General features: G+C 64.7%; 1 protein-coding gene. It reads right to left on the reverse strand.

Features of this window, described 5'->3' with window-relative positions; all coding sequences use genetic code 11:
• Nucleotides 1-835, reverse strand: an 835-nt coding sequence (locus BST27_RS30675) for a sulfotransferase family protein (RefSeq protein ID WP_083148851.1), incomplete at both ends; no start/stop codon positions are given.

Consider the following 835-nt stretch of genomic DNA (forward strand, 5'->3'; position numbering starts at 1 on the left):
GCCGAAGCGGCCACGTAACTCGTCCGCGGTCACCCCGAAATGGCGCTGCAATTCGTAGCGAATGCGGCCGTGCTTGCCGCGCGGATTACTCTCCAGATACCGCTCGAAGCGTCGGCGCACCTTTGGTGTCAGTTCGACCTGCCCGCGCCGATAAAGCTCTTCGAGCAGCGGCATTTCGTTGGCGTTGAGATGATGGAAGCTGATGTCGATGCTGCGCTCGGCGGGAACCAGTTCGCGGTCGCGTACGCAGGCGCTGAGCAGCCGGTGCACGCGGTCGGTCCAGTAGTCCAGCAGCCAGTCCGGGTCGATGCTGTTGCGCCGCAGCCGATCCGAGTACGCCATCATGGTGATCGCCGACTGGATCACCGCGACGGGATCGCGGTGGGTGAACGCCACCGTCGCATCGGGGAAGGTCGCGGTCAGCGCGGGCAGCTGCTCGCAATGCTGGGGACTCTTGAGGATCCAGGTGCGCGGCCCGCGCAAAAAGGTCAACGCCTGCAGCACCTTCTTCAAGTAGGCATAGTGCCGAGTCTGATCGAGGCCCAGGTAGTAGTCGCGCCAATCCGGCACGCGTGCATGCCATTCCAAGACATACGATGCCATGTCCAGGTCGAGTAGTTCGACCTCCTCTTCGATGGCCTCGGGGAACCGGTCGTGCATGGCGGCGACCACCGGGGCACTGGCCATGAGCGCGTCGTGTTCCCGTTTGGTGCGCGTATAGCGGGGGTCGACACCGTTGATGTCCGGACCCTCACCGCGGGCCGGGATCGGTTCCTGGCTCTCCCAGTAGGGCAATGCCCGTCGGCGTGGGTCCGCGGCGATGAGGTTCACCAGG

Origin of the sequence: Mycobacterium intermedium (assembly GCF_002086275.1) — a bacterium.
Taxonomy (GTDB): domain Bacteria; phylum Actinomycetota; class Actinomycetes; order Mycobacteriales; family Mycobacteriaceae; genus Mycobacterium; species Mycobacterium intermedium.